This window comes from Kitasatospora sp. NPDC092948 (genome assembly GCF_044754805.1).
Lineage (GTDB): Bacteria > Actinomycetota > Actinomycetes > Streptomycetales > Streptomycetaceae > Kitasatospora.
The window spans coordinates 746,882-766,658 of the sequence record NZ_JBIVPU010000002.1 but is presented as its reverse complement, the minus strand read 5'-3'; the positions used below and the strand labels follow the sequence as shown (position 1 = coordinate 766,658).

19 protein-coding genes and 1 tRNA gene are annotated in these 19,777 nt (G+C 74.2%); 10 read left to right on the top strand and 10 right to left on the bottom strand.

From position 1 onward, the window contains the following. Positions 1-5 precede the first annotated feature (5 nt). On the bottom strand, positions 6-224 hold the full coding sequence (locus tag ACIQF6_RS08345; RefSeq protein ID WP_400891631.1) for a hypothetical protein: 219 nt from the start codon (positions 222-224) through the stop codon (positions 6-8). A 138-nt stretch (positions 225-362) separates the two neighbouring features. On the opposite strand from ACIQF6_RS08345, the gene ACIQF6_RS08340 reads away from it, so the two are divergent. Beyond that, positions 363-436, top strand: a tRNA-Gly gene (locus ACIQF6_RS08340). Between the two features lie 68 nt (positions 437-504). Here the strand turns inward: ACIQF6_RS08340 and ACIQF6_RS08335 are convergent. Both ACIQF6_RS08335 and ACIQF6_RS08330 read right to left on the bottom strand, forming a co-directional pair. Continuing rightward, positions 505-1,671, bottom strand: coding sequence for a putative PEP-binding protein (locus tag ACIQF6_RS08335; RefSeq protein WP_400891629.1), 1,167 nt, complete (start codon positions 1,669-1,671; stop codon positions 505-507). A 51-nt stretch (positions 1,672-1,722) separates the two neighbouring features. Continuing rightward, entirely contained in the window at positions 1,723-3,594 is a 1,872-nt protein-coding gene (locus ACIQF6_RS08330; protein WP_400891627.1) for an FAD/NAD(P)-binding protein, read from the bottom strand. A 377-nt stretch (positions 3,595-3,971) separates the two neighbouring features. Here ACIQF6_RS08330 and ACIQF6_RS08325 point away from each other — a divergent pair, with 377 nt between their 5' ends. Further along, on the top strand, positions 3,972-4,385 hold the full coding sequence (locus ACIQF6_RS08325) for a hypothetical protein (RefSeq protein WP_400891624.1): 414 nt from the start codon (positions 3,972-3,974) through the stop codon (positions 4,383-4,385). A gap of 42 nt (positions 4,386-4,427) precedes the next feature. Further along, positions 4,428-5,123: a DUF3761 domain-containing protein gene (locus tag ACIQF6_RS08320; RefSeq protein WP_400891622.1), complete on the top strand. Its 696-nt coding sequence runs from the start codon at positions 4,428-4,430 to the stop codon at positions 5,121-5,123. 151 nt (positions 5,124-5,274) lie between these two features. On the opposite strand, the gene ACIQF6_RS08315 is transcribed toward ACIQF6_RS08320, so the two are convergent. Then, the gene (locus ACIQF6_RS08315) at positions 5,275-6,231 is read right to left on the bottom strand and encodes a DUF4331 family protein (RefSeq protein ID WP_400891619.1); all 957 of its coding nucleotides are present in this window, start codon (positions 6,229-6,231) and stop codon (positions 5,275-5,277) included. A 214-nt stretch (positions 6,232-6,445) separates the two neighbouring features. Here ACIQF6_RS08315 and ACIQF6_RS08310 point away from each other — a divergent pair, with 214 nt between their 5' ends. The 3 genes from ACIQF6_RS08310 (at position 6,446) to ACIQF6_RS08300 (ending at position 11,705) form a co-directional block, all read left to right on the top strand. After that, complete coding sequence (locus tag ACIQF6_RS08310; RefSeq protein ID WP_400891617.1) at positions 6,446-9,472, top strand: BTAD domain-containing putative transcriptional regulator; 3,027 nt, start codon at positions 6,446-6,448, stop codon at positions 9,470-9,472. Between the two features lie 188 nt (positions 9,473-9,660). Continuing rightward, entirely contained in the window at positions 9,661-10,308 is a 648-nt protein-coding gene (locus ACIQF6_RS08305) for a pyridoxamine 5'-phosphate oxidase family protein (RefSeq protein WP_400891615.1), read from the top strand. Then, the gene (locus ACIQF6_RS08300; RefSeq protein ID WP_400891612.1) at positions 10,305-11,705 is read left to right on the top strand and encodes an MFS transporter; all 1,401 of its coding nucleotides are present in this window, start codon (positions 10,305-10,307) and stop codon (positions 11,703-11,705) included. Before ACIQF6_RS08305 ends, ACIQF6_RS08300 begins: the two co-directional genes overlap by 4 nt. 75 nt (positions 11,706-11,780) lie before the next feature. Here ACIQF6_RS08300 and ACIQF6_RS08295 read toward each other — a convergent pair whose 3' ends face one another. The 3 genes from ACIQF6_RS08295 to ACIQF6_RS08285 all read right to left on the bottom strand — a co-directional run bounded on the left by ACIQF6_RS08295 (position 11,781) and on the right by ACIQF6_RS08285 (position 14,338). Next, positions 11,781-12,392: a hypothetical protein gene (locus tag ACIQF6_RS08295; protein ID WP_400891610.1), complete on the bottom strand. Its 612-nt coding sequence runs from the start codon at positions 12,390-12,392 to the stop codon at positions 11,781-11,783. A gap of 32 nt (positions 12,393-12,424) precedes the next feature. Next, entirely contained in the window at positions 12,425-13,939 is a 1,515-nt protein-coding gene (locus tag ACIQF6_RS08290; protein ID WP_400891607.1) for an LCP family protein, read from the bottom strand. A gap of 171 nt (positions 13,940-14,110) precedes the next feature. Beyond that, positions 14,111-14,338 (bottom strand): hypothetical protein, encoded by a 228-nt coding sequence (locus ACIQF6_RS08285; protein WP_400891604.1) that lies wholly within the window; start codon positions 14,336-14,338, stop codon positions 14,111-14,113. A gap of 163 nt (positions 14,339-14,501) precedes the next feature. On the opposite strand from ACIQF6_RS08285, the gene ACIQF6_RS08280 reads away from it, so the two are divergent. Next, positions 14,502-15,683, top strand: a complete 1,182-nt coding sequence (locus ACIQF6_RS08280; RefSeq protein WP_400891601.1) for an ROK family transcriptional regulator — start codon at positions 14,502-14,504, stop codon at positions 15,681-15,683. A 53-nt stretch (positions 15,684-15,736) separates the two neighbouring features. Here ACIQF6_RS08280 and ACIQF6_RS08275 read toward each other — a convergent pair whose 3' ends face one another. The 3 genes from ACIQF6_RS08275 to ACIQF6_RS08265 all read right to left on the bottom strand — a co-directional run bounded on the left by ACIQF6_RS08275 (position 15,737) and on the right by ACIQF6_RS08265 (position 18,238). Beyond that, positions 15,737-16,978 carry an RNA polymerase sigma factor gene (locus tag ACIQF6_RS08275; RefSeq protein WP_400891598.1) on the bottom strand — a complete coding sequence of 414 codons (1,242 nt, stop codon included), beginning with the start codon at positions 16,976-16,978 and terminating at the stop codon, positions 15,737-15,739. A gap of 5 nt (positions 16,979-16,983) precedes the next feature. After that, positions 16,984-17,346 (bottom strand): YciI family protein, encoded by a 363-nt coding sequence (locus ACIQF6_RS08270; protein WP_400891596.1) that lies wholly within the window; start codon positions 17,344-17,346, stop codon positions 16,984-16,986. 88 nt (positions 17,347-17,434) lie between these two features. Next, a complete protein-coding gene (locus ACIQF6_RS08265; RefSeq protein WP_400891594.1) occupies positions 17,435-18,238 on the bottom strand; it encodes a GNAT family N-acetyltransferase in 804 nt (267 codons plus the stop codon). A 110-nt stretch (positions 18,239-18,348) separates the two neighbouring features. Between ACIQF6_RS08265 and ACIQF6_RS08260 the strand changes: the two genes are divergently transcribed. The 3 genes from ACIQF6_RS08260 to ACIQF6_RS08250 all read left to right on the top strand — a co-directional run bounded on the left by ACIQF6_RS08260 (position 18,349) and on the right by ACIQF6_RS08250 (position 19,721). After that, on the top strand, positions 18,349-18,762 hold the full coding sequence (locus tag ACIQF6_RS08260) for a MerR family transcriptional regulator (RefSeq protein WP_400891591.1): 414 nt from the start codon (positions 18,349-18,351) through the stop codon (positions 18,760-18,762). Positions 18,763-18,780: 18 nt separating this feature from the next. Further along, the gene (gene trxA, locus ACIQF6_RS08255) at positions 18,781-19,104 is read left to right on the top strand and encodes a thioredoxin (RefSeq protein WP_400891588.1); all 324 of its coding nucleotides are present in this window, start codon (positions 18,781-18,783) and stop codon (positions 19,102-19,104) included. A gap of 194 nt (positions 19,105-19,298) precedes the next feature. Beyond that, on the top strand, positions 19,299-19,721 hold the full coding sequence (locus tag ACIQF6_RS08250) for a MarR family winged helix-turn-helix transcriptional regulator (RefSeq protein ID WP_400891586.1): 423 nt from the start codon (positions 19,299-19,301) through the stop codon (positions 19,719-19,721). Positions 19,722-19,777: the final 56 nt, after the last annotated feature.

The window sequence follows — 19,777 nt, the reverse complement described above, 5'->3', positions numbered from 1 at the left end:
ACCGCCTACCGCCGTGCGCCGCGCCCCAGTTGGGACGCCGAGAGTTCCGACACGTCCGCCGGCACCGAATTCCGCAACCGCCCGCACCCCGGGCACCGCAGCAACCGCCCCGGCCCCAACCGCCCCGCCTGCAACTGCTGCATCGGAAACGCGGCCGTACTGAACACATGCCCCTCGGCACAACGAACCACGGTGCGCTGCTCCATCGGTCCCCTTCCCACCATTCCGCCGACAGCGGCACATTAGGGGATCAACCGGACACCATTCCACGAGGCTCGCCGCCGCCCCGAACCCGGCACTCCCGCCCCGCCGCATGGGGTACAGTGGTGCTTGATCGATCCGTCCCTGACGGCTCGTCAGATGCGGGCGTAGTTTAATGGTAGAACATGAGCTTCCCAAGCTTAGAGCGCGAGTTCGATTCTCGTCGCCCGCTCCAGCAGAAAGCCCCAGGTCACCGACCTGGGGCTTTTGCGTTGTCCGGATGCTCGGGGGCGGTCGGCGGGGTCAGGACTGGAGGACCACCTGGCGGAGTTCGGCGGTGCACATCATGTAGCCGTCCGGGGTGGGCAGGCGGTCGAGGTAGTGGTCGAGGTCGGCGCCCAGGGCGAAGACCCGGACGGGGGTGGCTGCTGCGCGGGCGGATTCCACGACGCGGCGCAGGCCGTCCAGGACGGCCGGGTGGCGGGTTTGGTAGGAGTCGGCGACCAGGTGGTTGGTGCGGTCGGCGGCGAGGTAGAACTGGACGAGGTCCTTGGTGCCGACGAACAGTTCGCTGGCGCCCGCTGCGCAGATGGCCGGGGTGGCGTGCACTGCGGCGGGGGTTTCGATGAAGGCGGCCACGGGCACGTCGGCCGGGATCTCCAGGTGTGTTCTGAGCTGGGCGAACTCCTCGGCGTCGTTGAGGAACGGGATGGAGAGGTGCACGCGCCGCGCGTCGTCGCCGAGTTGCGTCCGCAGGGTGCCGAGGACGGCGTGCAGGGCGTCCCGGTAGGCGGCGGAGCCCAGCAGCCAGCGGGCGCCGTGCAGGCCGAGTTCGGGGTTGGGTTCGACCGCGACCGGGGCCAGTTCGGTGACGCCGGCGGCGTGGTCGGAGCGGAGGTCGAGCAGTCGCAGGACCAGCCGCTGGTCGGGCAGGAGCGCCTCGACGAAGGTGCACAGCCGGTCCGCGACGGCCCGCCCGTAGGCGGCGATGTCGGCGGGGCCGCCGTGCAGGGCGTCGAGCGGTCGCAGGCCCGCCGCCAGGCAGAGGAACTCCTCGCGGATGAAGAAGGACTCGACCCGTTTCGCGTTCGGTCCGGACGAGTTGATGGTGCGGATGTCCTGCAGGTCGGCGATGACCGCGCAGGCCGAGCCGAGGTCGTCCAGTGAGGACGTCCCGGTCTCCGGGTCCGACGTCCCGGTGCTCGCGTCGGACCCGATGACGATGGTCTGGCTCTCCAGGTGCAGTGTCACCTCGCCGACCAGGTCGTCGAGGTCGGCCCGGTCGACGCGGAGCACGGGTATGCCCCGGCCGCGGCAGAGGGACTGCATGTGGCCGGTCAGCCCGCCCGAACTGCAGACGACCGCGCGGGCCGCCACGATCGCGTCGTACAGGGCCGCTTCGAGGGAAGGGGCGACGAGAATGGATCCGTCGAGTGGATTTCTGGTGCGGTTACAGGTGCCTCGCAACACGCTCTGGACGCCACCGGCCAATAGGAATCCTTGAATCCGTCGCCCGTTCAACTAATCCTCCAGATCTGCGGCGTTCGCTATCCCCAGTTGTCGACGCAGCTGACGTGGCGTCACGCTGACATCCGTGAGCCGTTCGACGGCGGCCCGGTTGACGACCGCCCTGATCAGGCGGTGTCGACGGGAAGCAGCCGTGGGGAGGGGAAGAGGTTCGACCATGGAGCGGATACAGGCGTCCAATCGGGAATCGAGCAGTTCTCGCTCACGCCGGGTGCGCGTGGCCAACCTCCTCACCTCCAGGATCACAGCCTCCTCGAATCCGGCCGGGGTTGCTTCCTCAATATTGCTGACGTGGACACGGAATTGAGCCATTTCCTCGGCCGGGCCGGCGTCCGGCAGTTCCAGTTGCTCGACCACCTGCGCGGCGACCGAGATCGACTGGTTCTTGATGGCGGCGAGATTGAAGGCGAACGCGCCCGTCCGGCCGTTGCGCACGATCTCGTCGCCCTCCCGCAGCACGCCGACCGCGGAGATCGGGCCGGCCGGCTCCCCGCCGGGGCGCAGCAGCGTGCCCCGGGCGTCGACCTCCACGCCGCGGCCGGTGCGCTCGTGGGGGGCGGCGAGCCCCTTCCGGAGGAGGTTCCGCCAGAGCGGCTGGCGGACCCTGCTGTAGTCCGACTCCCGGCCGAAGTTGGACACCACCAGGTCGGCCTCGACGGCGTGTTGGCCGTCCGGGCCCGCGACCGAGACGGTCAGCCGCCCCGATTCCGTCGGCGTGATGGCCCGCACGGCGCCGACGACCAGCTCGGCCGGCCCGTCCTCCGCGTGCATCGCCTGCTGGATGATCGCCGTCGTGTACTCCACCGCGCCGACCCGGAGCGCGGCGATCGAGGTGCCGAACTCGTCCAGCAGGCTTCGCAGTTCGGCGGACGGGATGCGGTCGATGGCCTCCGGGAGGTGCGGTTCCCAGGCCTTGGCCACCCGCTCCACCACCACCCTCGGGTCGAGGTCCGGGTGGTCCTGGAGGACCGTCGCGCGCGCCGCCTCCCACTCGGAGCGGACCCGGTCGAGGAACTCCTCGCGGTTCCGGTACGGCTCCAACAGGGCTTTCGGGCAGGGCAGTTGTAAGACCCCGTGCTCGTGCCCGCCGGGGTACGTCCAGAACATCGTCCCGGTCCGGGAGATCAGCCGGATCCTCCCGGTGTGGCCCTGGCGCAGCAGCAGGCCCGCCGAGTCGTACGCGCTCAGCACCGATCCGACGATCGCGACGGTCGCCTCGGGCGGGAGGGTTTCGAGCTTTCGGACGCCGGCCGCGGAGTACGGGTTCCGCACGAAGGACGGGTGGGTGAGGACCTCGGCGGCGAAGGGAGGATCCCTGAGTTCGAGGCCGGTCGCGAGCACGGCGTGCTCGGCGGACAGCACGGTCGACCCGGCTCCGAGACTGCCCTCGGCGGGCCGGTGCAGCGTCAACTCGACTCCATCGGGCCGTACTTCGAGGTCGAGTGCTTCGCCGTCCAGCTCGACGAGCACGACGCCGGGGCAGGCTTCCCGGGCGGCCTCGGCCAGGCGGTCGGTCAGGTAGTCCTGGAAGATCCGCCGGGGGGCCGGGCCCTGCTCGACGAACTCGAACGCGTCCCAGGGGGCGGGCCAGTCGCTGCGGTCGGCCTCCCGGTTGGCCCAGTGGAGGAAGTCGAGGACGTCCTCGCGGAACACCGACATCCGGCCCGCCTGGATGTTGAACACGTGGTCCCAGGGGTTGCCGTCCCGGTGGTAGGCGACGCCGGCGGACCGGTAGTCGGCGCGCCGTTCGAGCAGGACGATTTCGAGCGGCTCGCGCGCGAAGTGGAGCAGTCGGATCGCCGTGGCGGTGCCGGCCAGGCCCGCCCCGACTATGAACACTCTTGGACATGCGCCTGTCGGGCTCATGCTGAAGCCTCCCGGTTGAGCGACGGGGACCCGGCTCTGTCGTCCTGCGCCGGGTGCGAGGGCTGTTGGTGGAGTGTGACTCCGCCCGCCGGGCGGCTGTGCTGAGCGGATCGCGTCGGGAGCCGGGTCACCCGCCCAGAATGGACTGTCAAGCGCTCGCTTTGCGGGCTTTTGGCACTGCTTCCCGGGCCCCGAAAACGGTCGTGTCCGGACCGGATCGCCCGCTGCGCAGGTCACGCCGGAAGGCCGGCCGGGAGGCCCGTCGGAAGGCTCGTCGGAAGGCCGGCCGGGAGGTCTCGACATCGGGCGGGTCTCCGGCGAGGATGATCCCGGCCGAGTGGCCGCTGCGGGCCGAACGATCGTGCAGGGACGGGAAGTTGGACGCGCAAGGGGCGGGGCCGGCGATCGGCGGCAACGCGGTGGTCCTGCAGCCGGGGACGCCGTTCGAGGACCGGCTGGCCCGCGCGGTCGCCGCCTGGGCGGGCCGTGACCGGGCGGACGACCTGCTCGTCACCGGCACCGCGTTCTTCGCCGCCCACCTGTGGCGGTTCGCCGTCGAGCGGGAGGGCCGCCTCCTCGACGAGCTCACCCTCGCCTACCTGGACGCCTCGTACCGGGGCATCGGCGGCGCCGAGGGGTGGTCCGCGATGCTGCTCCCGCGGGTGCGCTGCGCCTGCCACGGGGAGCGGTGGCGGGTGGAGAACATCGCCATCTGCCTCGGCTGTCTCCGGTACCGGTGCACGGATGCGGGCCGGGAGTGCACGGCGTGCGGCGGTCGGACCGTCGGATAGTCCGGTCGGTGTCGCAGTCGGATGACGGTATGTTCATCCGCTGTGAAGAACAAGTGGACTTTCCGTGGTCGCCAGTTGCCGGAATCGCTGGGCAGGAAGCTCGGGGCGGGGCTGGTCGCGGCGGCCGCCGTGCTCTGGGTGTCGGGGTGCGAGCCGGCCGAGGGCGGGACGGCCCAGGCGGTGCCCGACGTCGTCGGGATGCACGGGGACAAGGCGAAGGACGCCCTGAAGTCGGCGAAGGACGTCACGCTGCTGGACGTGAAGGCCGGCGGTTCGTCCCCGCGCAGCGTGATCGTGAAGAGCAACTGGAAGGTCTGCTCGCAGGAGCCCGCCGCGGGCGCGCCGTCGGTGAAGAACCTGACGGTGAAGCTGTCCGTGGTGAAGAACGAGGAGGACTGCCCCGGGGCCGCCCCGGAGACGCCCGCCCCGGAGACGCCCGCGGCGACGACGGAGGCGCCCGCGCCGAGTGCCGCCCCGTCGACCCAGGCTCCGACCCAGGCACCGGTCGAGGCCCCGGCGGCCGACGCCCGCAGCACGCCGCCCGCCCCGGCGGACACGCCGCACCCGACCGGATCGTGCAAGGCGCACACGGTGGGCTACTGCGGCTGGGACCGCGGCGAGACGCCCGAGCAGCCGGGCGAGACGGCGGTCTGCAAGGACGGCAGCATCTCGATGTCCGCGAGCGCCGGATCCGGGACGTGCTCCGGCCACGGGGGCGTGCGGGTGTGGTTCAAGTAGCCGTCGGCTCCCGGCGGACCGCGACCTGCACGAGGCAGTGACGGCCGTCGGCCCGCCACGGGGCGCCCGAACGGTCGACGCGGGCAACGGCGTCGGCGTCGGCGCCGACCAGGACGTCCGGCTTCGGGTGCGCCCCGGCGGGCTCGGTCGGTCAGGCCGGGTGCGGGGCGCCGAGGTAGGGGAAGTGCGGCAGCAGGTCGGTGTGCGGGCCGATGTGGTCGGTGGGGACCTTGCCACCGGTGAGCATGGCGAGGCGGGCCGAGGTGACGTCGTCGGTCAGGGTGCGGCCGTTGGGGTAGGCGGCGGGCCTGCCGCGGTCGTAGCGCAGGATGTCGGGCAGGACGACCCGCAGGGCCTGCTCGGCGGCCTGCGGGTGGTAGCCGCCGAAGTGCTGGAGGACGGCGGACCAGGGTTCGCGGTAGGTGGCCCAGTCGTCGGCGGGTTCGCCCGCGTTGTACGCGTCCTTGACCTCCTCGGCGTTGAAGTAGGCCGTCAGGGACGGGTGCGCGCCCCGGTCGACGGACCTCAGCCGGCCGTCCCGGCGGACGCTGACCCGGCCCCACACGCCGATCTCGGGGCGCGGGCCGAGTTCGGCGTTCGGCGCCTCCAGCGCCATGGCGAACACGTTCTTGTCGGCACCCCAGTCCACGCCGGTCCACCGGAACTTGGCGACGATGCCGTCCAGATCGGCGAAGAACGGGTCGCTGCGGTACCCGACGTAGCACCGGTACGGGCCGGACTCGGCCGCGGTGTGCTCGGCGCCGAACTCCACCGGCAGGTCGGTGAAGAGCTCCTGGCCCGCGGCGTCGTGCTCGCGGGCCTGCTCACCGGTGGCCCGGCGGACGGTGACGGTCTGCCGGCCGTCGGCGTACGGCGAGAAGACGAAGCTGTACGCCACGTCGGCCCGGTGGTCGCCGTCGGTGTCGACGTTGATGCGGTAGACGGCGTCCGGGTGGAACGACCGGCCGCCGGCGGGGGCGAGCGGGTTCACGTCGAGGATCAGCACCGTCCGGTCGCCGGGGGCGGCGAAGGCGAACAGGTCCGTCATGTCGAGGCGGGCATCGTCCAGGGGCGAGCGGAGGTCGGGGCCGCTGAGGTGATGGGACATGGCATCAGCATCGGCAGCCCGGCGGCCGGGACTCCGGCGGAGCGGCCTGCCGGATCCGGAATTCATGCCGGCGGCCCATCGGCGCCCCGCAGGAGCCGGTGGGGCGTCAAGTCCGGTGGCAGCGTGCACCGGTGCGGTGGACCGGGCCGTTCCTCCCTTGCCCGGCGCGGGCGGCGCGGCCAGACTTGCCGTCGGGCCGGACGAAGGGGACGCGATGGCAGGAGCGGCAGCGGTCGGCGGGGCTCCGTTCGGCCCCAGGCTGCGGGCATTGCGCCAACGGGCCGGGCTGAGCCAGCAGGCTGCCGCCGCACGGGCCGGGCTCAGTGCCCGGGGGCTGCGCGACCTCGAACAGGGCCGGGTTGCCACACCCCGGCCGGGGACGCTGCGCCGGCTGGCCGAGGCGCTCGCGCTGACCGGCGCGGAGCTGGCCGAACTCGCCGAGCCGCAGCCGGAGTCGGCGGACCGGCCGCGGCTGCTGGTGCTCGGGCCGCTGGCACTGCGCCGGGGCGACGGGACCGTCCCCGTCAGCAGCCCGATGCTGCGCCGCCTGCTCGGCCTGCTGGCGCTCAAGCACCCCGAACCGGCCACCCTGCCGGAGATCACCGACACGCTGTGGCCGGACGGGCCGCCGGAGTCGCAGCAGAGCCTGGTGCACACGTACGTCAGCCAGGCCCGCCGCCTGCTCGCGGCCGACGGCCCCGGCGGGGTGGCCCGCACGCCGACCGGCTACCGGCTGACGGCCGACCCGCAGGACACCGATCTCGGCCGCTTCGACGCCCTGCTGGCCCGCACCGTCTGCACGCACCACGCGCCGGACCCGGCGACCCTCCACGAGACGCTGGCCAAGGCGTTGGACTGGTGGCGCGGGCCGGTGCTGGCGGACGCGGACCTCGCGCTGCGCCGGCACCCCGCCGCCGTCGCGGCGGGCGAACGGCGGATCCGCGCCGCCCTGCTGCACGCCGACACCGCCCTGCTGCTCCACCGGCCCGCCGACGCCGTCCCCCGGCTGTGGGACCTGGTGCACGCCGAGCCGCTGCACGAGGGGCTGCACGCCCGGCTGATCCTCGCGCTGGCCGGCGACGGCGAACAGGCCGCCGCACTCGACGTGTTCCACCGCCTGCGCGAGCGCCTCGACGAGGAACTCGGCATCGCCCCCGGCCCGGAGGTGGACGACGCCCACCTGCGCGTGCTGCGACGTCAACTCCCTTCACCGGTACGGGTGGAACGCGACACCCCGGCCCAACTGCCCGCCGAGAGCGGCCCGTACGTCGGACGTCCGGCCGAACTCCGCGCCCTGGACGGCCTGCTGGCCACCGGACCGCAGCCGCGCCTGGTCACCGTGGTCGGCCCGCCCGGCATCGGCAAGACCGCGCTCGCCGTGCACTGGGCGCACACCCGCCGCGCGCACTTCCCCGACGGGCAGCTGTACATCGACCTGCGCGGCCACTCCGCGCAGCCCGCGCTGCGGCCCGCCGACGTGCTCGCCCGGTTCCTGCGCGCCCTCGGCGCCCCGCCCGACCGGCTCCCCGCCGACCAGGACGAGGCCGCCGCGCTCTACCGCACCCTGCTCGCCGACCGGCGCACGCTGATCGTGCTGGACAACGCCCGCGACCCCGAGCAGGTCCGGCCGCTGCTGCCCGGCACCCGCAGCTGCGCCGTCGTCGTCACCGGCCGCCACCGCCTGACCGGGCTGGTCGCCGGCGACGGCGCCCGACGCCTGGCGCTGGCCGGGCTCGGCCCGGACGAGGCCCGCGAGCTGCTCGCCGGCATCGTCGGCGCCTGCCGGGTCGCCGCCGAACCCGACGCCGCCCGCCGCCTGGTCGAACTCTGCGACGGGCTGCCGCTGGCCGTCCGCGCTGTCGCCGCCGACCTGGCCGCCCGGGACGGCAGCATCGCCGACCACTGCGCCCGGCAGGCCGACGGCGACCTGCTCGACCTGCTGCACGTCGAGGGCGACCCGCGCTCGACCGTCCGGGCCGCGTTCGACCTGTCCTACCGGGCGCTGCCTGCCCCCGCCCGGCGGCTGTACCGGCTGCTCGGCCTGCTGCCCGGCCCGGACACCACCGTCGACGCCGCCGCCGCCCTCGCCGAGGCCGACCCCGCCGGGGCGGCCGCGCTGCTGCGCACCCTCGCCGACGCCCACCTGCTGCGCGAGCACCCCGCCGGCCGGTACGCGCTGCCCGGGCTGCTGCGCGCCCACGCCCGCGAGTTGACCGAACGCCAGGAGCCGGACGCCGCACGGCAGCGGACGTCCGGCACCCGGCCCGAGGGCCCGGCCGCCGCCGCCGTCCGGCCGGACGGCGCCACCGGCTTCCCCGGCAGCGGTTTCCCCTCCGCTGGCTTCCCCGCCGCCGTCCGACGACCGGCCGTCCGGCAGCCCGCCACGACCGGTGCGGGACACCCGGACGACCTCACCGTCCTCGGGCTGATCTGCGGGAAGCTCGGCCGGCTCCAGCAGGCGGCCGAGCACTTCACCCGGGCCGCCCGGCTGCACCACGAGAGCGGCGCCTACGCCGAGGAGGCCATCGACCGCACCAACCTGGCCGCCGTCCGCCGCGCCCTGGGCCGTCCCGCCGACGCGGTCCGGCTGCTCGACGCGACGCTGCCCATGCACCGCAGCACCGGCAACACCTTCAGCGAGGCGGTGGCGCTGACCTGCCTCTCCGGCGCGCGCACCGACCTCGGCGACCCGGCCGCCGGACGGCTGATCGCCCGCGCCGCGATCGCCGCCGCCCGCACCGTGGGCCACTTCGCGCTGGAGGCCAATGCCCACCTCGCGCTGGCCGCCGCGCAGGAACGCGCGCACTGCCGGACCGACGCGGCCGCCGGCTACCGGGAGGCACTGCGCCTCGCCGAGGCCTCCGACGACCGGCACCCGCAGGCCGTCGCGCTGATCGGCCTCGCCACCACCCGGTCCGAGACCGATCCACAGGCCGCGCTACAGCATGCGGAAAGCGCTCTCCGACTCGCCCGCACGGCCGGTTTCCGCATGCTCGAAGGCAACGCGCTCACCGCGCTGACCTGCGTCCGCACCAGGCTGGACCGGCCGTGGGCGGCGCTGGACAGCGGCCACGAGGCGCTCGCCGTGCACCGCGAGACCGGCCACCTGCCCGGCGAGGCGCGCGCCCTGCTGGCCCTCGGCCGCGCACAGTCCGCGCTCGGCGCGCCCGGCCTCGCCGTCGGGCACTGGCGGGAGGCGCTACGGCTGTCCCGGGCGATGGGCGTCACCCCGCTGCGCTGAGCGGCAGTCCCGGCACTTCCGCCGTTCTGCCGGTCGCCCCTGACGTGGCATCAATAGCGCGAGGTCAGGGGCGCTGTGGCGGCCTCTGGTCCGGTTGAAGGGGTGCGTACAGACCGCCTCCGTACGGTGGGCGCACCGCCCGCGCCGACACCCCGAGGTGACACCGTGCCCCTGCCCCCGGACCACGCATGAGCCGCTACGACCTGCTGGCGTCCACCCCGTCCGTACGCCGCGCCCAGCAGGAACTGGGCAGCGCCGCCGCGGCCGGCCGCCGGCTGCGGGAGCCCGCCGAGGAGCCCGAGCCGCTCACCGGGACCGCCGCCGCGTTCATCCGCAGCCTCGACGGCTTCCTGGTCGGCACCGTGAACGAGAACGGCTGGCCGTACCTCCAGTACCGGGGCGGCCCGCCGGGCTTCGTCCACGTGCTGGACGAGCACACCCTCGGCTACCTGGACGTCCGCGGCAACCGGCAGTACCTGACCACCGGCAACCTGCGCGCCGACGACCGGGTGTCGCTGTTCTTCCTCGACCACGTGCGGCAGGCCCGGCTCAAACTGTTCGGCCGGGCCACCGCCGTCCCCGCCGACCGGCACCCGGAGCTGGTGGCCCGCCTCGAATCCCCGCGCACCGACGGCCGGATCGAACAGGTCGTCACCGTCCGGGTGGAGGCGTTCGCCTGGAACTGCCCCAACCACATCACCCCGCGCTTCACCGAGGCCGAACTCGACGGGGCGCTCGCCCCGGTCCGCGAGCGCCTCGCCCGGCTGGAGGCGGAGAACGCCGCCCTGCGCGCGGAACTCGCCGCCACCCGCACCGATCTGAAGGACCGTCCGTGACCGACTGCCCGGCCGACGCCCCCGCGCCGACCCCCGCCCGTCCCGACACCTCCGTGCCGGCTCCTGCCCGTCCCGACGCCCCTGCGGCCGTGCCCGCCCGGCCCGGAACTCCCGCGGCCCTCCTGGCCCGGCCCGCCGGGCCGGCGATCTGGTCCCGCAACTTCCGCTACTGGTTCACCGCCCGCAGCGCGGGCCTGCTCAGCTGGGCGATGCTCCCGGTCGCCGTCTCGGCCGGCCTGATCGACAGCGGCCACGGCCTGGCCACCGCCGGCTGGGCGATGGCCTTCCTGGTCGGCCCGTTCGCCGGCCTGGTGCTGTTCGGCGGGGTGCTCGCCGACCGGTTCACCGCCCGCCGGATGATGATCCTCGCCGACCTGGCCAACCTCACGGCGCACCTCCTGCTCGCCGCTCTCTTCCTGCACGGCATCGACCACCTGTGGCAGCTGTACGCCCTGCTGGCGGTGGCCGGAACCGCCAACGCGCTGTTCCAGCCCGGGGCTTCGTCCACCGTCCCGCTGATCGCCCGGGACGTGCAGGGCGCCAACGGGGTGCTGCGCACCTCCGAGGCGATCACCGGGTTGGCCGGGCCCGCGCTGGCCGGTCTGCTGGTCGGATTCGGCTCCACGGGCTGGGTGATGGCGATCTCCGCCGTCGCCTACGCGACCAGCGCGAGTTGCCTGTTCGCGCTGCGCCTCGGCCGGGTGCCCGCCCCGCCGGCCGGCGACGGGCTGTGGCGCAACCTGGTGGTCGGCTGGCAGGAGTTCCGCTCCCGCAGCTGGCTCTGGGGCGTGATCGCGATCTGGATGGTCTATGCCGTCCTCGCCTGGGGCCCGCAACTCTCCCTCGCCGCAGGCCTGATCGTCCCCCGGCACGGCGCCACCGCGTTCGGTCTGGTCAACTGCGCGCTCGGCGCGGGCACCGTGGTCGGCGGTCTGGTCGCCGTCCGCTGGAAGCCCGCCCGGCCGCTGGCCGCCGGCGCCGTCGCGATGTTCGCCTACCCGCTCTACCCGCTCGCCCTCGTCCTCGACGCTCCCGTCCGGCTGCTCGCCGCCGCCCAGGTCCTGGTCGGCGTGGGCATCGGCATCTGGGGCGTGATGTGGGCGACCACCGTGCAGACCCAGGTGCCCGGCGAAGTCCTCAACCGCGTCCACGCGTACGAGGTGGCCGGTTCGGTCGGCCTCTACCCCCTCGGCTCCGCGCTGGCCGGCCCCGCCGTGCACGCCGTCGGCAGCACCCCCGTGCTGGTCACCGGCATCGTCGTCGCGGCCCTCACCGCCGCCGCCCTGCTGCTGGCCCGCCCGATCCGGACCCTGACCCGGGTCCCCGACCGCGACCGGCCCGGCGGCCACGGAAATGCGTCGCCCGTTGCTGGCCCGGTCGATCACGCGACGACGTAGTACGCCCGGAACAGGTCGCCCGTGGGATCGGCTCGACAGCACCGTCCGGAGCCGTTGCCGACAGGGCGCAGCGGCTCAGGGGCCGGGCTCGGCGGTCTGCAGGTCGGCCAGCAGGAACGGGATCAGGCCGCGGTGCAGCAGCGCGGTGCGCCAGGCGGTGCGGGCGGTGGACAGGTCCTGGGCCTGCTGCGGGTTCTCGGGGGACACGGCGCGCTGGCGGGCGGCGCTGAACAGCAGGCCGAGCAGGCCGATCAGGGCGCTGGCGACGGCGGCGGCGACGGCGCTCCAGGCGGCGGTGCGCAGCACGTCGGCGGTGAAGGCGTGCGGGCTGGACAGGCCGATGAGGGCGGCCAGCAGGAAGAACACGGCGGCGGCGCTGCCGGACACGATCGGAACCACCAGGGCCAGCGCGCCGAACCACCCGGACATCCGCTCGCCCGGTTCGGGGGCGGGGCCGGCGCCGACGGGCGCGGCGTCGCGGAGCCGGCTGTACGTCAGGTACTCCGGTTCGGCGACGGCCAGGATCTCCGCGGTGCGCTGCCGGGCCAGCGCCCGCAGCCGGGCGGCCTGCGCGGGGTCGGCGGCCAGTGCGGCGCGCACCGCGGGGTCGGCGAAGGCCCGGCCGAGGGCGTACTCGAAGTCGGCGCGGTCCTGCTGGGTGGGGCCGTGTGCGGAGAGCGGGTTCATCGCTGCTGTCCCCCTTGGTGGTCGAAGGCCGGTCAGCCGTAGGTGAGGTCGGAACAGGCGTCGTCGTCGGCGGAGCGGGCCTGGCTGACGCTGGTGGGCAGCGGCCCGCTGGGCAGCGGCGGGGCGGCGGTGGTGCCGCCGCCGGCCGCGTAGTCGGCGCCGAGGGTGAGGGAGATGCCGGCGTGGCTGCCGGCCTGGAGGGTGGCACCGGGGAACAGCTCGGCGACCTTCTCGGCCTTGGCCTTCTCGCCGGGCCCGTACTCGACGAGGGTGGTGGCGTGGCTGCGGGAGGCGGCGTTGGCCCGGCCGGTGACGGTGAAGCCGGAGCCCTCCAGGGCGTCGGCGGCCTTGGTGCTCAGCCCGGCCGTCCCGGTGCCGTTGTAGACCGCGACCCGGATGCCGGCCCCGTCGACCTTGACCGGTGCGGTGGTCGGGCCGGGGCTGTCGGAGGGCGCGGGGCTCTGCTCGCCGCCGCCGCTGGCGTCCTGGCCGTCGAGGGTGCGGTCGGCCTTGAGCGCCGCCCACAGCTGGTCGGCGTCGGGGTGCACCAGGGCGACCCGTTCGCCCTGGTAACGCCACGGCACGGTGAGGAACTTGATGTCGTGCAGGTCGATGTCCTTGAGCGACATGGCGAAGTCGACGAGCTTCTGCGCCGAGCCGAGGCCCTCGTCGACGGTGAGCGACTTGGTGACGGCGTCGGCCAGCGGCAGCAGCGAGACCGGGTTCATGCCCTCCGACTTGACCTGCTTGATCAGCGAGGAGAGGAAGGCCTGCTGGCGCTTGGTGCGCCCGATGTCGGAGCCGTCGCCGAGGCCGTGCCGGATCCGGACGTAGTCCAGGGCGGCCTGGCCGGAGATCTTCTGGTGGCCCTGGCTGAACAGCTGCTTGCCGCGGTGCCCGAGGTTCGGGTTGAGGTCGCCCTCGTAGACCGGCTTGGGCAGGCAGACGTCGACGCCGCCGACGGCGGCGGTCATGTCGGCGAAGCCCTGGAAGTTGATCACCATGGTGTGGTCGATGCGCAGCCCGGTGAGCTTCTCCACGGTGTTCTGGGTGCAGGCCGGGTTGCCCTGGTCGGTGTCGCCGACCGCGAAGGCGCTGTTGAACATGGCGCTGGCCTGCGGCTTCGTCCAGTTCTTGTTCGGCAGTATGCAGGACGGGATGGCGACCAGGGAGTCGCGCGGAATGGAGACGCCGACGGCGTGCTTGTGGTCGGCGTAGACGTGCAGCAGGATCGCGGTGTCCGAGCGGGCCCCGCCCTCCTCGCCGCCGCCGAGGTCCTTGTTGGTGCCGGACCGCGAGTCGGAGCCGATCAGCAGCAGGTTGACCGGGACCCGCCCCTGGGCGTCGGCGCTGGCCGCGTCCGGCCGGTCCTTGCTGATGCCGGAGCTGTCGAAGGTGCTCAGGTTGCCGTTGAGCCGGTAGTAGACCAGGCCGCCGGCGGTGACGGCGAGCGCGACGACGCCGGCGGTGCTCCACAGCGCGATCCGGCGGAGCTTGCGGCCGCGCCCCGATCCGGTGCTGCGGGCCCCCACCCTGCGTGCAGACATGACGCACCCTTCCCCGTTGCGGTCGGCGGTGGGCCGATCCGAACTTCTACAGTGCTGTAGAGGTTCAGCGAAGCATACAAATTCGGCCCAGTGAAGTCACACTCCGCCGAAACGCGCGATCCCCCGACGGCGGGCGGCCGTCGGGGGATCGGGGGATCGGGGGCGGGTAGGTCAGTGCGTGCGCAGCAGGGCCAGGTGGACCACGGTGGCCCGGGCGAGGTCCAGGGCGGCACCGCGGCGGTGGCGGCGGGCCTCGACGGACTCGGCGCGTTCGATGGCGGTGCGGCGGGCGTCGTCCTCGGCGGGGGCGTCCACGATGAACAGGTGGCGGCCGGTACGGACCTTGTTGGCGTGCGGGATCTCGACACACCAGCGGTGTCGGCTCTGGGGGGCGTCCATCGGCCTTCCTCTCCCGCACATGAGTGCTGCTGCTCTCCTGGGCGACAGGGAGCCTGCCTTCGACCATAGGTATAGGCCAATTCCTCCGTCAAGAGGACAAGACATCTGTCAAATAATCCGTTCAACGGTGTATATCCGGTCGCTGTCCGCTACCGTTCCCGGCATGACCGCCCCAGCCCACCCGGCCCCCTCGGCCCGCCGCCTGCGCACCCGGGCCGCCCTGCTCGCCGTCCTCGGCGAACACGGCACGCTCAGCCGCGCCGAGATCAGCCGGCTCACCGGGCTCTCCCGCTCCGCCGTCTCCAGCGCCGTCACCGACCTGATCGACGAAGGACTCGCCGACGCGACCACCGCCGCCGCCACCCCCGGACGCGGCCGGCGCGCCGCCGCCGTCACCCTGCGCCGCGCCCACGCCCTGGTCCTCGCCTTCGACTTCGGACACACCCACGTCACCGCCGCCGTCGCCGACACCACCGGCGCCGTGCTCGGCGAGGCCACCGCCCATCTCGACGTCGACAACCACCCGCGCGAAGTGCTGGCCGCCGCCCGCACCCTCGCCGACCGGGCACTCGCCGCCGCCGGCCACCCGCTGGACGCGATCACCGCCGTCGCCGCCGGCATCCCCGGCGCCCTCGACACCCGCACCAACGTGGTCCGCGCGCCCTCCACGCTCTCCCAGTGGATCGGCATGGACCCCGCCGCCGAACTCGGCCGGCTCTTCGACCTCCCCGTCACCGTCGGCAACGACGCCGAGATGGGCGCCCGCGGCGAACGCGCCCACAGCGGCGGGCAGGCCGTCAACGACCTGATCTACGTCAAGGCCTCCACCGGCATCGGCGCCGGCCTGCTGCTCGACGGCCGGATCTACCGCGGCGCCAGCGGCATCTCCGGCGAGATCGGCCACATCCAGCTCCCCGACACCGGCACCTGGTGCCGCTGCGGCAACCGCGGCTGCCTGGAGTCCGTCGTCTCCATCGCCGAGGTCCGCCGCCGGCTGGCCCACGTGCTCGCCCCCGGCGCCCGCCCCGGCGAGCCGGTCGACCTGCCGCCGCTCGGCGAACTCGCCGACACCCCCGCCGCCGCCCGCGTCATCGGCGAGGCCGGCCGCACCATCGGACGCGTCCTCGCCGACCTGGTCAACTGCCTCAACCCCGCCGCCATCGTGATCGGCGGCGAACTCGGCCTGGCCGGAACGCCGTTGATCAACGGCATCCGGGAGTCCGTCGACCGCTACGCGCAGCCCGCCGTCGCCGAGGCCGTCGAGATCCGCGCCAGCCGACTCGGCCTGCGCTCCGAACTGTACGGAGCCGTCGACGCCGCAGTGGCCGCCGCGGTCGCGCCGTAGAACACACCCGGCCGGTCCGGCCAGCCGCGCGACACGACCGGCCGGGCCGGCTCCTAGGAGAACGAGCGCGCCCGCTCCGCGAGGAAGCGGCGCTCCGGCAGGCTCGGCGCCAGCGCGGACGCCCGGCGGAACGCCTCCGCCGCAGCGTCCGGCTCACCGCTGCGGGACAGCAGCTCGGCCCGCACCGCCAGGAAACGGTGGTGCCGGCCCAACACCGGCTCCAGCGCCAGCAGTTCCTTCAGCGCGAGCTCCGGGCCGTGCACCTGCGCGAGCGCCACCGCCCGGCCCAGCTCCGGCATCGGACCGGGAGCCACCCGCAGCAGCAGGTCGTACAGCGCCAGGATCTGCGGCCAGTCGGTGGCCGCCACGTCCGGCGCCTCGTCGTGCAGCGCCGCGATCGCCGCCTGCAACTGGTACGGCCCCACCCGGCCGTGCGGCAGCGCCCGCTCGACCAGCGCCACCCCCTCGGCGATCGCCGCCCCGTCCCAGCGCGCCCGGTCCTGCTCGGCCAGCGGCACCAGCTCCCCGCCCGGGCCCGTCCGCGACGGCCGCCGGGCATCGGTGAGCAGCATCAGCGCCAGCAGGCCCATCACCTCCGCGTCCTCGGGCAGCAGCCGGAGCAGCAGCCTGGTCAGCCGGATCGCCTCGTCGGACAGCCGAGGGGTCGTCAGGTCCTCGCCGGAAGTGGCCGTGTAGCCCTCGTTGAACACCAGGTACAGCACCTGGAGCACCTCGCGCAGCCGCCCCGCAGCCTCGCCCGGTTCCGGCAGCACGAACCGCAGCCCCGACGAGCGGATGGTCTGCTTGGCCCGGCTGATCCGCTGCGCCATCGTCGCCTCCGGGACCAGGAACGCCGCCGCGATCTGCGCGGTGCTCAGGCCGCCGACGGCGCGCAGGGTCAGCGCGATCCGGCTGGGCGCGGTCAGCGCCGGGTGGCAGCACAGGAACAGCAGCGCCAGCGAGTCGTCCCGGTCGGCGCCGGGGCCGGCGTCGGCGGCGCGGCCGAGCAGCTCGGACTGCGGCGTGGCCAGGAACAGCCGCTCCTCGCGCTCGCGCCGGGCCCGGTCGGCGCGCACCAGGTCGACCAGCCGGCGCGAGGCCACGGTGACCAGCCAGCCGCGCGGGTTGGCCGGCCGGCCCTGCTCCGGCCACTGCGTGGCGGCCGCCAGCAGCGCCTCCTGCACGGCGTCCTCGCAGCTGTCGAACGCCCCGGGGTGGCGGTGCAGCAGCGCCGCCAGGACCTGCGGCGCGAGGGTGCGCAGCAGGTCCTGGTCGGCGGCCGTCCGGTCGTCCACGCGGCTCAGTCCGCCATCGGCGTCTCGTGCAGGACCGGCCACAGCTCCACCGGCTCCCGGTCCGCCCACGGCATGTCGGCGGCGATCTCCCAGGCCCGCTGCTCGCTCTCGCAGTCCAGCAGGTAGAAGCTCGCCATGTACTCCTTGGTCTCCAGGTAGGGCCCGTCGCTGACCGCGGGCAGTCCGTCCTGGCGGCGCACCAGCCGGCTGGCCGCCGCGTCGCCGAGGCCGTACGCGCCGATCAGCTCGCCGGTCTCGCGGTAGCGCTGGTTGAACGCGTCCTGCTGGGCGATCGCCTCCGGCCACTCCTCCTCCGAGACGGCGGCCCACTTCTCCTGGTTGCCGTAGGTCATCAGCAGGTACTTCACGGGGACCACGTCCTTGGCTGTTCGTCGGGTGCTGTCGTCCGGTGGTCGGAGCGGGGAGGCGCTTCTCTACATGCGCACCGATCGGTGTTCAGGAGGCGGGCGGGGTCCACACGTACGGCGTGGTGGTGGTGACGGCGTGCATGCCGAGGCGGCGCAGGATCGGGGCGCTGTCGGGGGAGGCGTCGACCTGGAGGTAGCGGATGCCGTGTTCGAGGGCCCAGCGGGCGCGGTGGGCGACCAGCGAGCGGTAGATGCCGCGGCCGCGCCAGGCGGCGAGAGTGGAGCCGCCCCACAGGCCGGCGAACTCGGTGCCGGGGCTGCGGGTCAGCCAGGCGGCGGAGACCACCTCGGGCGTGGCGGTGTCGGTCTCGGCGACCACCACCAGGAAGCCCTCGGGGTCGGCGGCGGCGTTCTCGGTCAGGTCGTCGATCAGGAAGCTCCAGTCCTCTCCCCAGACCTCCTGCTGCAGCGCGGCGATCCGCCGCATGTCGGTGCGGGCGGTGACCCGGCGCAGCGTGATGCCCTCGGGGGCGGGCGTGGGGGTGGCGAGCTCGGCGGCCAGGCCGATCAGGACGGTCTCCTGCTCCTCGGCGACGAAGCCGGCCGCGGTCAGCCGCTCCGGCAGGTCGACGGGCAGGTCGTGACCGCGGGTCTTCCACTCGACGGACTCGCCGCGGGCGGCGAAGAAGTCGCGCTGCCGGGCGATCAGGTCGTCCAGTTCGGCGCCGCGCAGGCCGAGGTCGGCGGTGCGCGAGGTGAGGAAGCCGCGGAAGCCGCCGTGCTTGCGCAGCAGCGGGCCGTCGGCCTCCTGGATCTCGCCGTCGCGGGCGGCGCCGAGGCCGCGCAGGTGCTCGTCGTAGGCCGCGAGCAGGGCCGTGGTCAGGTCGGTCATCAGGCGAGGGTAGAGGATCTTGGGAAGCGCTTTTCGGCCGTTCTGCCGGAAGTCACCGCTGCCGCAGGGCAGTGGCGTTGACGCCGAGGTGAAGGTCTAGCGTCGGAGCCATGCGGATCGGCGAGCTGGCACAGCGGGCGGGCACCACCACCAGGACGCTGCGGTACTACGAGTCGCGGGGGCTGCTGCCCGCGCGGCGCGGGAGCAACGGGTACCGGGCGTACGACGAGGAGGACCTGCGGCTGCTGCGGCAGATCCGGGTGCTGCAGGACTTCGGCTTCGAGCTGGAGGAGACCCGGCCGTTCGTCGAGTGCCTGCGGGCCGGGCACCCGGCGGGCGACTCCTGCCCGGCCTCGTTGGAGGTCTACCGGGCGAAGTTGGCCGAACTCGATGCCATGGCGGCCCGGTTGGCCGAAGTCCGGGAGCAGGTGGCGACCCAGCTGGCCCAGGCCGAGGCGGCCCGCGACGCGCTGGCCGCGGTGGCCGAGGAGCCGCACTGCGAGCTGATCCGCAGCAATGAGTGAGCGACGGGAGGAGACCCGATGAGTGCCGTACAGAACGTGACCGACCAGGACTTCGCGACCGAGGTGCTGGCCGCGCAGGGCCCGGTCCTGGTGGAGTTCACCGCCGACTGGTGCCCGCCGTGCCGCCAGCTGGCGCCGGTCCTGGCCGAGGTGGCCGAGGAGCAGGCGGACCGGCTGAAGGTCGTCGCCCTGGACGTCGACCGGAACCCGGAGACCCAGGCCGCGTACGGCGTGCTGTCGATGCCGACCCTGATGGTCTTCCGCTCCGGCGAGCCGATCCGCTCGATGGTCGGCGCCCGCGCCAAGTCCCGGCTGCTGCGGGAGCTGGACGACCTGCTGTAGGCGGGTGAGGTGTTGCCACGGGGCGGACGGGCGGACGGGCGGGCGGGCGGACGGCGGCGAAGCCTCGGCCCGGGGGTCGCGGACCTCGACTCCGCCGAGGAGCCGGCGGAGGCGGAGATGGCGGAGGCGGTCGGCGTCCGAGTGCGGCTGCCCCTACCGTGGGTCGCAACACCGTACGACGAAGGAGCACCGCCATGCCCGACCGCGACGCCGCGCTGGAGACCATCCAGCGCGAGCTCACCGCGTTCGCCCGCCGGGCCCGCCACAAGGCATCCCAGCTGCACCCCGAGCTCTCGCTGGTCACGTACAGCATGCTCGACCTGGTCAAGGAGCGCGGCTCCTGCCGGGCCGCGGACCTGGCGGCGCACTTCATGCTCGACAAGTCCACCGTCAGCCGACAGGTCGGCGCGCTGGAGCGGCTCGGGCTGCTGGGCCGCCAGGCCGACCCGGACGACCAGCGCGGGCAGCTGCTGCACCTGACCGACGCCGGCGAGCAGTTGCTGGCGGAGGCGTACGAGCAGCGCCGGCGGGCCTTCACCGACCGCTTCACCGCCTGGGACGACCAGGACCTCGAACGGTTCGCGGGCTACCTGGTCCGCTACGGCGAGTCCGAGTAGGCGTCCGGAGGCGTCCGGACCGCCCCGCGCCGCAACCGGCTTGACCCTCACGCGAC